The following is a 13,296-nucleotide window of genomic DNA, read 5'->3' as shown; positions in this document are numbered from 1 at the left end:
CAGTGCCGTCATCGGGTTCCTCGTGACTTCCTGATCTTCTCTGCTGCGCGCACCTTTACGGAGGAGGCGCGCGGGTTCTCAGCGATTTCCCCGGAAGTCGGCTTCTCCGTGCCGCGGGTCAGGATCTTCACCACGGGTTCGTGCTCCTCGAGCACCACCGGGAAGTTCGGCGGCGCCGTCGATGTCGCCCACTCCCCCAGGTGCCGCTTGGCGATGCGGTCCTCGAGCGAGTGGTAGCTCATGACGACGACGCGGCCGCCGACGTGCAGGCGGTCCAGCACGGCGGGCACGGCGGCCTCGAGTAGGTCGAGCTCGTCGTTGACCGCGATGCGCAGCGCCTGGAAGGTGCGCTTGGCAGGGTGGCCGCCCTTCGCGCCGGCCGCGGCGGGGACGGCCGAGCGGATGACGTCGACCAGCTGGCCGGTGGTGGTCAGGGCGCGCTCGGCACGGGCCCGGACGATCGCCCGTGCGATGGGGCCGGCGAACTTCTCCTCGCCGTAGCGGCGGATGAGGCTGCGCAGCTCGGACTCCTCGGCCTCCGCCACGAGGTCGGCGGCGGTGTACGCGGCGTCGGTGTCCATGCGCATGTCCAGCGGGGCGTCGTAGGAGTAGGCGAAGCCGCGCTCCCGTGCGTCCAGCTGATAGGAGGAGACGCCGAGGTCGTAGAGCGCGGCGTCCATGAGGTTCACGCCGGCGGCCGCGAGGGCCTCGGGGACCTGGTCGTAGGTGCCGTGGAAGGGGATGAGCCTGTCCGCGAGGCCCTCCAGCCGTTCGCCCGCCATCCGCAGGGCGTGCGGGTCACGGTCGATGCCCACCACCACGAGGTCCTCGAAACGGCGCAGCATCTGCTGGGTGTGCCCGCCCATCCCGAGGGTGCCGTCGACGGCGATCGGAGTGCGACCGGCGTCCCGGGCCGCCTGCACGGCGGGGGCGAGGAGGTCGATGACGCGGTCCCGCATGACGGGCAGGTGACGGTCCTCGGGGCGCAGCGGCGTCTGTCCGCTCTCGCTGTGCTGCATCGGGGTCCTCCTCCCCTGCTGTGGGTGGGCCGCGTCGGGGCGCCCCGGGCTCGGAGCGACGCCGTCGCGCTTCAGCGTGTCACGCCGGGGGCGGTTCCCCCGGAGACGACACGGATCCCTGGGCCTGATCCCCATCCGACCGCGTTCCGCCTGGCCCAGGGGAAGTCAGGTCAGGTGGCTCGCGTCGGCTGGAGGCCACGCTCAGGGATCCGTGGATGTTCTGTTGTGGACCCGCCCGGGGACGGGTCAGAAGATGCCCGGCAGGACGTCCTCGTCGGTGTCGGAGAAGGAGGTCTCCTGCTCCTGCAGGTACGCGTTCCAGGACTCGAGGTCCCAGATCTCCGCTCGTGTCCCCGCGCCGATCACCGCGACCTCCCTCTCCAGCCCGGCGTACTGCCGCAGCGGAGCGGGCACGGTGATGCGGCCCTGCTTGTCCGGCGTCTCGTCCGAGGCTCCGGACAGGAACACGCGGATGTAGTCGCGCGCCTGCTTCGAGGAGAGCGGAGCCGACCTCATCTGCTCGTGGACCCTTGCGAACTCACGCTCAGAGAAGACGTAGATGCATCGCTCCTGACCGCGGGTCAGGACCAGTCCGTCCGACAGCTCCTCACGGAACTTCGCCGGGAGGATCAGCCGGAACTTGTCGTCCAGACGCGGGGTGTAGGTCCCGAGGAACACGGGCACCCCCTGTCTCGCCGAGCTCCGCACCGGCCGATGCATCGCCTCTGCTCTCTTCTGGACTCCACTTTACCCCACTTCCCCCCACTCTCCAACCACCACATTCACGACGACGCCCCGGCACTCGCCAGAATCCGCGGATTCATGCGGATGCTTCACAGTGGAGGACAGTGGAGGGGCCGGCCGCCCGCCCCCGCGACACCCCTCGCCGAAGGCCCGGTGGAGGGCAGGGCAGTCCCGGTGGAGGGGCTCGGGGAGGGGTGTGGAGGGACCGGTGGAGGGAAGTGGGGGCCTCGGCCGCCCACCCCGACGGCGGCCGCCTCCCTCAGGGCGCCCCCTCACCGTCCGAGGGCGCACATGACGAAGGCCCCGACCGCATCGCGGTCGGGGCCTTCGTGGAGTGGTGGGTGGCCGGCGGTGCCCTCCGGGGGCTCAGCGCCCCTGGCCTCGGCGTTCGTCCCACTGCTGTTCGAGGCGGGACATGAAGTCGCTCTCCTTCTTCTTCCCGCCGGCTGCCGCGCGGGCGCCGGCGTCGGCACGGCCGGCCTCGGAGGAGTCGCCGGAGCCGCGGCTGGTGAGCACGTAGACGCCGGCGCCCATGACGGCGACGCCCACGACGCCCACGATCACGTTCTGGAGGGAGACGCCGAGGAGCACGACCGCGAGGCCGGCGACGGCGATCGCGACACCGAGGACGACGCGCCGGACGGAGACGCCGCCGGGGCGGCTGTCCCTGAGGTGGGTGTCGAGCCGGGGGTCCTCCGTGCGCAGCTGGGCCTCGAGCTCGTCGAGCATGCGCTGCTCGCGCTCTGACAGCGGCATGGCCGCACCTCTGCTTTCTTCCGGTCCGTGCTATCTTCCGGTGCGTCGGATCCGTTCCCGACCTGCGACGCCGTACAGGTCGTCTGACCTATCAGTCTAGTGACGGCGACGCCGCCGGGCCAGTGGGTGACGGCCGCGCACGGCAACCTCCCAGGAGACGGCTCGCCGCCCCGGTCCGGACATCGCCGCGGCACGCCGTTCAGCCGGCGTCGGAGCAGACCGTCACTGCCGGCGGTCGCGGCCGTCGGCCGCAGGGTCGGCGTCGCCGAGCAGCGAGGCCGGGGCGGGTCCGAGGCCCGGAAAGCGACGGCGGACGGCGTCCACCGCACGCTCGGCTGCGCCCCAGTCGGCGGCCCGGCCGCCTGCCTCGTCGTCGAAGAGGCTCTGCTGCCGCGGCGCCTGCTCGTCCGTCAGCCGTTCGGCCCGCACCCCGACCAGACGCAGCGGATGGGGCCTGTCCGCGAGCAGCTCCCTGACGGCACGGCGCGCCGGAGCGAAGAGGTCGTGGCCGGAGTCCGTGGGGTCCGGCAGCCGGGCGGCCCGCGAACGGACCCGGGCCTCCGGGGACTTCACCCGGACGGTGACGCCGCCGGCGAGCACACCCTCGGCGCGCAACCGTCCGGCGACGTGGTGGCAGAGCCGGAGCACGTGGCGGTCGATCTCCTCCGGGTCGGTCGGGTCGTCGTCGAACGTGTGATCCGCGCCGATGCTCTGGTGCCCTGTCTCCTGGTGCACCGGACGGGGGTCGAGGCCTCGGGACAGGTCCTCGACGCGTGCCCCGACCTCGCCGAACCACTGGCGCAGGCGCCCCTCCGGCAGAGCGGCGGCGTCACCGATCGTGTCGATGCCGCGGGTGCGCAGCCGCAGGGCCAGCACGGGGCCGACGCCCCACAGGTGGTCGATGGGGCGGGGATGCAGGAACTCGAGGAGCCGCTCCCCGGGGACGACCACCAGGCCGTCGGGCTTGGCGGCCGTGGAGGCCATCTTGGCCACGAACTTCACGGGCGCCGCACCCACGGAGCAGGGCAGGCCGAGCTCGGCACGCACGCGTTCGCGGATCGCGGCACCGATCCGGGCCGGCGGGCCCAGACGACGCCGGGAGCCGGCCACGTCCAGGAACGCCTCGTCCACGCTGAGCTGCTCGCGCACCGGGGTGACCCGGTCGAGCAGGGCCATGACCTCGGCGGACACGGAACGGTAGACGCTCTGCCGCGGCTCCACGAGGCGCAGCTGGGGGCACAGGCGCAGCGCCTGTCCCACGGGCATCGCCGAGCGCACCCCGAACGCCCTGGCCTCATAGGAGGCGGAGAGGATGACCGAGCGCAGCGACCGGCCGGCCACCGCGGCGGGGACGCCCCGTAGGTCCGGCCGCTCGCGCAGCTCCACGGAGAGGAAGAACGCGTCCATGTCCACATGGAGGACGGTGGCGTCGTCCCCGGGGTCCACGGGCGCCGGCTGCTGCATGTCTTCGACCCTACCCACGGCACGGACGGCATAGGGTGGGCGCATGTCGCAGAACATCCCGCATGACCGCCTGGCCCCGGAGCAGTTCCGCGCCGCCGTGGCGGACCGTCTGACCGAGCTGCTGGGCTCCCACCGCGCCCGCGCCGAGCAGGTCCACCCGGAGGCGGCGGCGGTCGTGGACGCGATCTCCCGGCTGACCGCGGGCGGCAAGCGCCTGCGTGCCACCCTCTGCTGGCTCGGCTGGCGCGCGGCCGGAGGCGCTGCGGACGACCCGAGGATCATCACGGCGGGAGCGGCCTTCGAGCTGTTCCAGGCGGCGGCCCTGATCCACGATGACATCCTCGACCGCTCGGACACCCGCCGGGGCATGCCTGCGGTCCACCGCGCCTTCGAGGCCATGCACCGCTCGTCAGGATGGCGCCACGACCCGGAGCACTTCGGCGTCTCCGCCGCGATCCTCGCCGGAGACGTCTGCCTCTCCCTGTCCGACGCCGCCTTCCACGACGCGTTCGCAGGCTCGCCGCGGGCGGACCGTGCCCGCCAGGAGATGGAGACCATGCGCTTCGAGGTGATGCTCGGCCAGTACCTGGACGTCCTCGCCGAGATGGCCCCGCCGGCGGAGGACCCCGCCGTGGCCGCGCAGCGGGCGGAGACGGTGGTGGAGTACAAGTCCGCGCGCTACTCCGCCGTGCACCCGATGGCCCTCGGCGCCGTCCTGGCCGGCGGCGACGACGGCCTCGTCGCCTCCTTCGAGCCCGTCACCCTCCCCTTCGGACTCGCCTTCCAGTACCAGGACGACCTGCTGGGCGTCTTCGGCGACCCGGAGCTGACCGGCAAGCCTGCCGGCGACGACCTGCGCGAGGGCAAGCGGACCGTGCTGATCGCCCACGCCCTCGACCTGCTGGAGGCGGACACTGCGGCCGCACTCGAGGACGAGCTGGGCCGGGCCGACCTGAGCGCGCAGCGCGTGGCCCACTGGCAGCAGGCCCTGCGCAAGTGCGGCGCCGAGAAGCGCGTCCGCGCCGAGATCGACGACCTGGTCGCCCAGGCCCAGGAGGCCGCCGGCCGCCTCGAGGGCTCGGGCGCCGAGCCGTCGGCGCTGGCGGACCTGCGCGGCCTGATGGACACGCTTCTGCACCGCACCGCCTGACCCGACGGGCAGGGTGGGTGACCCGTCAGACGCGGTGGGTGATCCGACGGGCACGGAGGGCTACCTGACGGTCACGGGGGCGCCCGGGACACGGCCCGGTCCGCCCCGACCCGGGCGGACCGGGCCGTGTCAGGCGAGGGGACGTCGTCGGGAGGCATCCGGCGAGCGCCGGGCCGGGCTCACCAGGCGAGGGCCTGGGCGCGGCGGCGGACCTCCGTCTTGCGGCCGTCGCGCAGTGCGTCGATCGGACGCCCCGGCAGGGACTCGTCCTCGGTGAAGAGCCAGCGCAGGGCCTCCTCGTCGGAGAAGCCAGCGTCGTTGAGGAGGACCAGCGTGCCGTGCACGGGCTCGACGACCTCGGTCGCGGAGAGGAACAGGGCCGGGACGCTGCGCACGGCGCGCTCGCCGCGGCGGACGGCCACGAGCCTCCGGTCCTTCACGAGGTTGTGGACACGGGAGACGACGACGTCGAGGCGCTCGGCGACCTCGGGAAGGGTCAGCCACTGGCCCACGAGGGCGTCGAGGTCGGCGGGGATCTGATCGGAGGCGTCGCTGGTGTTCACGGCTCCACGATAGTTCCCCGGCGGACTGGTCGTTCCCTCACGGGTGCGGTCACGGTGACATCACGACCGGCACGGCCCGCACCTTTCCCCACGTGACAACCTTGTCCTGCGTGCGACACGCCGCACTGACCTGCATCGCCCCGTACTCACAGCGCATTCATTGGTCCCGGCTGGCCCTCACCCCCTCCCCGCACTAGGCTCACGAAGGTCACAGAACGATCTCGTCAACGCGACACGCCGCTGTTGACGAGATCGTTGTGTGATCACGCGGCGGGTGGCCGCCGCGGCTTGTCATCACCGTCGACGACTCCTCGTGAGGTACCCGTTCCATGTCCGCTTCCCAGCAGCAGACGGCCCCCGCGCCGCGCGCTTCCGGTCAGCGTCTCGTCCGCTCGGCCCTGACCACCTCCGTGCTCCCTCTGATGCTCCTCGGCACCGCTCCGGCGGCCCAGGCCGAGGAGGCCACACGCCCGGCCGAGCAGCGGCCCACGGGCTCCGGCTCCGGCTCCGGCTCCGACGGCACCGTCGCGCCCGCCACCAGCACCTACACCGTCCGGCGCGGCGACACGCTCTCCGAGATCGCCTGGGCCCACAGGGTGCCGCTCAAGGAGGTGTTCCGCCTCAACGGCATGGACTACAGCACGGTCATCTACGCCGGCCAGAAGATCACCCTGCCCACCGGCACCGCAGCGCCGACGTCCTCCGGCGAGCGCAAGGCCTCGACCTCCTCGAAGCGTTCCGGCCAGGCCGCCTCCACCTACACCGTCCGCCGCAACGACGGCTGGTGGATCATCGCCCAGCGCACCGGCAGCACCATGGCGGCGCTCCAGAAGGCCAACGGCATGTCCGCCACCACCACGCTCCATCCGGGCATGGTGCTGAAGGTCCCCGGTGCCGCCTCCTCCGCACCGGCGGAGCAGGCCGACCCGGCCCCGACGCGGTCCGCAGGCCGGTCCACTGCGCTCGAGCGCACCGGCTCGACCTCCGGGGAAGCCGTCCGGTACACCGTCGTCGCCGGCGACTCCCCGTGGCGGGTGGCCCAGAAGTTCGGCATCTCCGTGAAGAGGCTGCGCGACCTGAACGGCCTGAGCGTGGACTCGCCGATGTACGTCGGCGACGTGCTGGTCGTAGACGACGGCAGCCCGAAGTCCTCCGCCCCGGCCCCGCAGAACCGCCCGATCGGCAACACGTTCCTCCACTACACCTACCCGGAGCACGTGACCGCCTCGGCGAACGAGAACTACGCCCGCCTGCAGGCCGCGCCGGCCCCGTCGCCGGCCGAGACGCAGCAGCTGATCCGCGAGACCGCCCGCAGCATGGGCGTGGACCCACGCCTGGCCCTGGCGCACGCGTACACCGAGTCCCGCTTCCAGCACCGCTCCGTCTCCCCCGCGAACGCGATCGGCACCATGCAGGTCATCCCGGTGGCCGGCGAGTTCGCGTCCCAGCTGGTGGGCCGGGAGCTGAACCTGCTGGATCCGCAGGACAACGTGACCGCGGGCGTCGCCATCATCCGCTACATGCAGCAGAACACTCCCACCCGTGACTTGGGCATCGGCGCCTACTACCAGGGGCACAGCGGCGTGATGCGCCACGGCCTGAAGCCCGACACCGCCGCCTACGTCGCCCGCGTGAAGGCAGCGATGGCCATGTTCTGATCTTCTCCGCCCGTGTCCTTTCCGGGGCGTGATCTACCCTGGTGGAATGACGTCCCCGCGCACGGACCCCCTGGTGGGAGCGACCCTCGACGGCCGCTACCTCATCCGCGCGCGCCTGGCCCGCGGCGGCATGTCCACCGTGTACCTGGCCGTGGACACGCGCCTGGACCGACAGGTCGCCGTCAAGGCGATGCTTCCGCACCTGGCGGAGGACCCCGCCCTCGTGGCGCGCTTCGAGGGCGAGGCCAAGACGGCCGCCCGGCTGGCGCATCCCCATGTGGTGGGGGTGCTGGACCAGGGACATGCGGACGGCCCGGACGGCGAGGTCGTCGCCTATCTGGTCATGGAGTACGTCCCCGGCTGCACGCTGCGTCGGATCGTCCGGGACGAGGCCCCGCTGACCTCCCGCCGCGCGCTGACCCTGCTCCTTCCGGTGCTGGACGGCCTCGCCGCCGCGCACGAGGCCGGGCTGATGCACCGGGACGTGAAGCCGGAGAACGTGCTCGTCGGAGAGGACGGCCGCATCCGCGTCGCCGACTTCGGCCTCTCCCGTGCCACCACGTCCCACACCTCGGGCGGCAAGGCCCTGGTGGGCACGGTCGCCTACCTCTCGCCCGAGCTCGTCTCCGGCGAGGAGGCGGACGCGCGTTCGGACGTCTATGCGGCCGGCATCATGCTCTTCGAACTGCTCACCGGCCGTCAGCCGTACACCGCGGACAGCCCGGTGCAGGTGGCCTACGAGCACATCCGCAGCCGGGTGCCGGCGCCGACCGTCGTGGTGCCGGAGGTGCCGGACGCGGTGAGCGACCTGGTGCTGTGGTGCACCGAGCCCGTCCCTGCAGACCGCCCCGAGGACGCGGCCGAGGTGGCCGCCGAGGTGCGCCGCCTGCTCTCCTCCACCCCGGACTCCCTGCTGGACCGCGAGCCGCACTCGACGGCGGCCGAGGAGGAGAGCCTCGAGAACGCCGCCGTCGTCATCGAGCCGGGCGGAGCCGGGCACCAGCCGACCTCCGTGGTGCCGTATCCGTCCGTTCCCGACGACGGTCCCTCACCCGGCACGGGGGACGTCGCCTCCCCCGCGGGCCGGGGCCGGCACGGCGACCACCGCACGGAGCCGCAGCCGGACGGTCGTGACGTCCCGGACCGCGCCCCGGACACCCCTGCGGCCGCACCCGGCCCGACCGCGTCCTCGGACCAGACCCGGGTGCTGGACCGTGGATCGGCGGGCCGCCTCTCGGCGGACCGGCCCTCCGGACCCCCGGCAGGCTCCGCCGCTCCAGGCCCCCGCCCGGTCTCGAAGCGTCAGCGCCGCCGCGCCGCCCAGCGCCCGACCCTGGACGTCGGGCAGGGCAACGGGCGCACCCTGGCCACCGGCATCGCGGTGACCCTGCTGCTCACCGGCATGGCCCTGCTGCTGGGCTGGACGCTCGGCGCCGGCAACGTCCCGTTCTCCGGGGCGTCCTCCACCGTCCCGGACCTCGGCGGCACGGATCGTGAGACCGCCGTGGCGCGCCTGCACGAGGCAGGTCTGCAGGTCGACGTCTCCAGCAGACACGACGAGGTCTACTCCGCCGGCGCCGTGGTGGCCTCCGCCCCGGCGGCCGGCACCGAGGTGCGCACCGGGGACCGGATCGAGCTCACCGTCTCCTCCGGCCCGGCCCCCGTGCTGGCCCCGGACCTCGTGGGCCGCGACGCCGCCGACGCCCGGCTGGCCGCCCAGGACGCCGGCCTGCTCGTCAAGGTCGAGCACACGCGCCACGATCCCGACGTCCCCGAAGGTCAGGTCATCTCCCAGGTGCCCGCGCCGGGCTCGACCACGAGCCGCAACGCTCTGGTGCGCCTGACCGTCTCCGAGGGACCCCGCCGAGTCGCGGTGCCGGACGTGTCCGGTCTGACCGTCCAACAGGCCCGGGACCGGGCCGCCGAGGCCGGCCTGCGGCTGGAGGTCGAGACCACCCCGGGCGGCGGCATCTTCGGTCTGCGTGAACCGCGCATCGCGGAGCAGCAGCCCCGCGGCGGCGCCCAGCTCGATGAGGGCTCGATCTTCCGCGCCCGTGCTTTTTGAGGGCTGACGGGGCCGGATCCTCCGCGGTGGAGGGTCCGGCCCCGTCCTGCGTGCGGCCCCCGTGCCCTCAGGCGCGGCGGTCCGGGTGCGTCAGCGCCTCCGTGACCAGGAAGGCCATCTCGAGGGACTGCTCGTGGTTCAGCCGAGGGTCGCAGAGCGACTCGTAGTGCTCCTCGAAGGCGGACTCGTCCACGAGGTTGGCGCCGCCGAGGCACTCGGCCACGTCGTCTCCGGTGAGCTCGACGTGCATGCCGCCCGGGTGGGAGCCGAGCTCGCGGTGCACGTCGAAGAATCCGGCGACCTCGTCCATGACGTCCTCGAAGCGGCGCGTCTTGTAGCCGTTCTTGGCCGTGACGGTGTTGCCGTGCATCGGGTCGGTGACCCAGACCGGCTCCAGGCCCGCATCCTTCACCCCGGAGACGATGTCCGGCAGGACGTCGCGGATGACGCCGGCGCCCATGCGGGTGATGAAGGTCAGGCGGCCCGGCTCGCGTGTCGGGTCGATCTTCTCTGCCAGGGCCAGCACGTCGTCGACCTTCGTGGACGGGCCCAGCTTGACGCCGATCGGGTTGCGCACGCGGGAGAGGAAGTCCACATGGGCCCCGTCCACCTGGCGGGTGCGCTCACCGATCCAGAGGAAGTGCGCAGAGGTGGCGTAGGGGTTCCCGGTACGCGAGTCCTCACGGGTGAGGGCGCGCTCGTAGTCGAGCAGCAGCGCCTCGTGGGCGGAGTAGAACTCGGTGCGGCGCATCGCCTCGAAGTCCACGCCGGCCGCCCCCATGAAGCGGACCGCGCGGTCGATCTCGGCGGCCATCTCCTCGTACTTCGCGTACGCCGGATTGGCGAGGAAGCCCTGGTTCCAGGCGTGGACGCTGCGCAGGTCGGCGAAGCCTCCCTGGGTGAAGGCACGGACCAGGTTCAGGGTGGAGGCGGAGGTGTGGTACGCCTGCACCATGCGGCGGGCGTCGTGCCGACGGGCCTCTTCGGTGAACTCGTAGCCGTTGACGATCTCCCCGCGGAAGGACGGCAGGGTCACCCCGTCACGGGTCTCGGTGTCCGAGGAGCGGGGCTTGGCGAACTGTCCGGCGATGCGGCCCATCTTCACCACGGGCACCGACGCGCCGTAGGTGAGCACGGCCGCCATCTGCAGGATCGTCTTCACCCGGGCGCTGATGCGGTTCGCGGTGGATCCGGCGAAGGTCTCGGCGCAGTCACCTCCCTGCAGGACGAAGGCCTCGCCGCGGGCGGCTTCCGCCAGCCGGGTGCGCAGCACGTCCACCTCGCCGGCGAACACGAGCGGCGGCACCTGGCTCAGCTCGGCGACGGCGGCCTCATAGTCCTCCTGGTCCGCCCACTGCGGCGCCTGGCTGATGGGCAGGCTGCGCCAGTGGTCCAGGCCGGCAGTGGTGGCGGCACCCTCGGAGGTGGCGGTGCCGAAGGCCAGGATCTCGTCGCGGGAGTGTGCAGTCATGCGCTCCACCCTAGGTGCGCGATCCTCGGCCAGGGGCGAGCACACGGCCGGTGGCCGACATGTGGACATGCACGTCTCACAGAGCGCCTCTTCACGGGAGCGGGCGGACGCCGCAGGCGCGACGGCAGACCGAAGCGGGCGGCCGTCGTCGTGGGACGTGCATGCGGCAGCCCGCCGCCGGCGACCGGCCCGACAGACGGGGCGAGGTCAGGTGCGCGCAGCGTGCGACGGGGCCTGGACGTGGCCGGACTTCACGTCCGCCGCGTAGACGTCCACGTACTCCTGGCCGGAGAGGCGGCGGATGGCCTCCATGATCTCGTCGGTCACCTGGCGCAGGACGGCGATCTCGTCCTTGCGGTCCTTCAGGTGGGAGAACGTGAGCGGCTCGCCGAAGATGACCCCCACGCGGCCCGGACGCGGGAGCGACTGGCCGATGGGCTGGACCTTGTCCGTGCCGATCATGGCGATCGGCACCACCGGCACGTCCGCGGCGAGCGCGAGCTTGGCCACGCCGATCTTGCCGCGGTGCAGGCGACCGTCGGGGCTTCGGGTGCCCTCCGGGTAGATGCCGAGCAGCTTGCCCTCCTGGAGGGCCTCCAGGCCCGCCTGCAGGGAGCGCAGGGAGGCGGCGCCACCGGAGCGGTCCATCGGCAGCTGGTTGATCGCCACGAAGAACTTCCTGGTGATCCAGCCCTTCAGGCCGGTGCCGGTGAAGTACTCCATCTTGGCGAGGAAGTGGACCTGGCGGTCCAGGCTCGCCGGCATGAACACGGAGTCCGAGACGGAGAGGTGGTTGCTGGCGAGGATCGCCCCGCCGGTCTCGGGCACATGGGCACGGCCCTTCACCCAGGGGCTGAACAGCGCCCTCACCACGGGGCGGACCACGAACGTGCGGGCGGACCGGTAGAAGGTGGACATGCCTCTCCTGGGACGGCGGACGGACGGTGCTGTGGCTCCATCGTAGTCCGAGCGGCGCCGCTAGGGTGGTGGCCATGCCCCACACGCGACGCACCTGCCCTGTGCCGCCGACTGCGGCCGGGACCGTCCCGGTCGACCCTGTTCATCGCCCGCTGGACCTGCCGCCGGCACGCGGCGCCGGCGACCGCGCCGTCGTGATGGTGCACGGCTTCACCTCCGGCCCGCACTCGGTCAAGGACTGGGCCCACGCCCTGGCCGAACGCGGCAGCAGGGTGATCGTGCCGCTGCTGCCGGGACACGGCACCTGTTGGCAGGACCTCAACAGGGTCAGCGCCGATGACCTGCGCAGCGCCGTGCGCGCACACGTGGACCGCGCCCTGACCGAGCACCGCCACGTGGTGGTGGCCGGCCTGTCCATGGGCGGGGCGCTCGCCCTGGACGCGGCGGCACACCGCCCGGTGGCGGGGGTGGCCGTGGTGAACCCGGCCCTGTCCTTCGGACAGCCGCTCGCCCATGCCGCTCCCCTGCTGCGCTGGGTGGTCGCGTCCACGGCCCCGGTGGCCGACGACGTCGCGGCCCCGGTCAGCGAGCACGCGTACGAGCGCACCCCGGTCGGCGGCGTCGCCGCGCTCGGCCGCATCCAGCGAGCCGCAGTCCGCGGGCTGCCCCGGATCACCGCAGACGTCGTCTCGTACTGGTCCCCGCAGGACCATGTGGTGCCGCCGTCCTCCCAGGATCGTCTGCGGGCCGGGCTGCGTGCGGCCGCCTTCGAGCAGGTGCGCCTGGAGCGCAGCTACCACGTGGCCACCATGGACCGCGACCTGCCGCTGATCGTGGAGCACAGCGCCGCCTTCGTGGACAGCGTGTGCCGGAAGGCGGCCCGCCGATGACGCCGGACCGCTTCCCGGACGGCCCCGAGGACCACGAGGGCTCCGAGCGCCGTCACCCCTCGGACGACCAGGTGTGGGACGACATCGTCGCCCGCCTCCGCCCGGACATGCCCGCGGCCCCGCCGGCCGAGGAGGGGCGTCGGACCTCAGCCGAGGGCGGCCGTCCCGCGCCGCCGCACGAGCCTGCCGCGCCGGCTGCGCCGTGGCCGGTGCTGCACCCCGAGCCCGACGAGGACGAGGAGCTGCCCGGCGAGTTCGTGCCGCCGGAGCCGCCGCCGGTGCTCAGCGGGCGCCCCTCCCTCGTGCTCGCCGCAAGCGCCCTGCTGCTGCCGATCCTCGCCCTCCTGATCCTGGCGGTCCTGCCGGTGGTGTCCCTGCCCGGCTGGGCGCTGTTCGCCCTCGTCCTGGTCGCCTCCGGCGGCGGCGTGGGCCTGTTCCTGCAGCTGCCCCGACGCGGCGACGGCCGCGGAGACCGCCTCGACCGCGGGGCCCAGGTCTGACCGTCGGGCACCTGCCCTCCCGGGCCCGGACCCGACCACCACGCTGCCGCCTGGACGGATACGGAAAAATCCGAGACTGCGGGTATCGTAGACTTCAG

12 protein-coding genes are annotated in these 13,296 nt (G+C 73.0%); 5 read left to right on the top strand and 7 right to left on the bottom strand.

The window, feature by feature from the left end:
• Positions 1-8 precede the first annotated feature (8 nt).
• The 4 genes from rsmH to dinB form a co-directional block, all read right to left on the bottom strand.
• Positions 9-1,019 carry a 16S rRNA (cytosine(1402)-N(4))-methyltransferase RsmH gene (rsmH, locus tag HMPREF2863_RS07645; protein ID WP_070639218.1) on the bottom strand — a complete coding sequence of 337 codons (1,011 nt, stop codon included), beginning with the start codon at positions 1,017-1,019 and terminating at the stop codon, positions 9-11.
• 246 nt (positions 1,020-1,265) lie between these two features.
• Positions 1,266-1,697 (bottom strand): division/cell wall cluster transcriptional repressor MraZ, encoded by a 432-nt coding sequence (gene mraZ / locus HMPREF2863_RS07640; RefSeq protein ID WP_067188692.1) that lies wholly within the window; start codon positions 1,695-1,697, stop codon positions 1,266-1,268.
• A gap of 432 nt (positions 1,698-2,129) precedes the next feature.
• Entirely contained in the window at positions 2,130-2,519 is a 390-nt protein-coding gene (locus HMPREF2863_RS07635) for a DUF3040 domain-containing protein (RefSeq protein ID WP_070639216.1), read from the bottom strand.
• A gap of 222 nt (positions 2,520-2,741) precedes the next feature.
• A complete protein-coding gene (gene dinB, locus HMPREF2863_RS07630) occupies positions 2,742-3,983 on the bottom strand; it encodes a DNA polymerase IV (protein ID WP_070639214.1) in 1,242 nt (413 codons plus the stop codon).
• 43 nt (positions 3,984-4,026) lie between these two features.
• Between dinB and HMPREF2863_RS07625 the strand changes: the two genes are divergently transcribed.
• A complete protein-coding gene (locus HMPREF2863_RS07625) occupies positions 4,027-5,133 on the top strand; it encodes a polyprenyl synthetase family protein (protein ID WP_070639212.1) in 1,107 nt (368 codons plus the stop codon).
• Between the two features lie 179 nt (positions 5,134-5,312).
• On the opposite strand, the gene HMPREF2863_RS07620 is transcribed toward HMPREF2863_RS07625, so the two are convergent.
• On the bottom strand, positions 5,313-5,696 hold the full coding sequence (locus tag HMPREF2863_RS07620) for an Rv2175c family DNA-binding protein (RefSeq protein WP_070639210.1): 384 nt from the start codon (positions 5,694-5,696) through the stop codon (positions 5,313-5,315).
• Positions 5,697-6,025: 329 nt separating this feature from the next.
• Between HMPREF2863_RS07620 and HMPREF2863_RS07615 the strand changes: the two genes are divergently transcribed.
• Positions 6,026-7,354 carry a LysM peptidoglycan-binding domain-containing protein gene (locus HMPREF2863_RS07615; protein WP_083315308.1) on the top strand — a complete coding sequence of 443 codons (1,329 nt, stop codon included), beginning with the start codon at positions 6,026-6,028 and terminating at the stop codon, positions 7,352-7,354.
• A 46-nt stretch (positions 7,355-7,400) separates the two neighbouring features.
• Positions 7,401-9,419: a protein kinase domain-containing protein gene (locus HMPREF2863_RS07610; protein ID WP_070639208.1), complete on the top strand. Its 2,019-nt coding sequence runs from the start codon at positions 7,401-7,403 to the stop codon at positions 9,417-9,419.
• A 67-nt stretch (positions 9,420-9,486) separates the two neighbouring features.
• Here the strand turns inward: HMPREF2863_RS07610 and HMPREF2863_RS07605 are convergent, their stop codons facing one another.
• A complete protein-coding gene (locus HMPREF2863_RS07605) occupies positions 9,487-10,890 on the bottom strand; it encodes a class II 3-deoxy-7-phosphoheptulonate synthase (RefSeq protein ID WP_070639206.1) in 1,404 nt (467 codons plus the stop codon).
• Between the two features lie 207 nt (positions 10,891-11,097).
• Entirely contained in the window at positions 11,098-11,808 is a 711-nt protein-coding gene (locus tag HMPREF2863_RS07600) for a lysophospholipid acyltransferase family protein (protein ID WP_070639205.1), read from the bottom strand.
• A gap of 74 nt (positions 11,809-11,882) precedes the next feature.
• On the opposite strand from HMPREF2863_RS07600, the gene HMPREF2863_RS07595 reads away from it, so the two are divergent.
• Together HMPREF2863_RS07595 and HMPREF2863_RS07590 are read left to right on the top strand one after the other, a co-directional pair.
• Positions 11,883-12,698, top strand: coding sequence for an alpha/beta hydrolase (locus tag HMPREF2863_RS07595; RefSeq protein WP_083315307.1), 816 nt, complete (start codon positions 11,883-11,885; stop codon positions 12,696-12,698).
• Positions 12,695-13,198 carry a hypothetical protein gene (locus tag HMPREF2863_RS07590; RefSeq protein WP_141756391.1) on the top strand — a complete coding sequence of 168 codons (504 nt, stop codon included), beginning with the start codon at positions 12,695-12,697 and terminating at the stop codon, positions 13,196-13,198. Before HMPREF2863_RS07595 ends, HMPREF2863_RS07590 begins: the two co-directional genes overlap by 4 nt.
• The last annotated feature ends 98 nt before the right edge of the window (positions 13,199-13,296 follow it).

The organism is Micrococcus sp. HMSC067E09, from assembly GCF_001812555.1.
Taxonomy (GTDB): domain Bacteria; phylum Actinomycetota; class Actinomycetes; order Actinomycetales; family Micrococcaceae; genus Micrococcus; species Micrococcus lylae.
The sequence above is the reverse complement of the archived record's forward strand: the minus strand, read 5'-3'. Positions and strand labels throughout refer to the sequence as shown.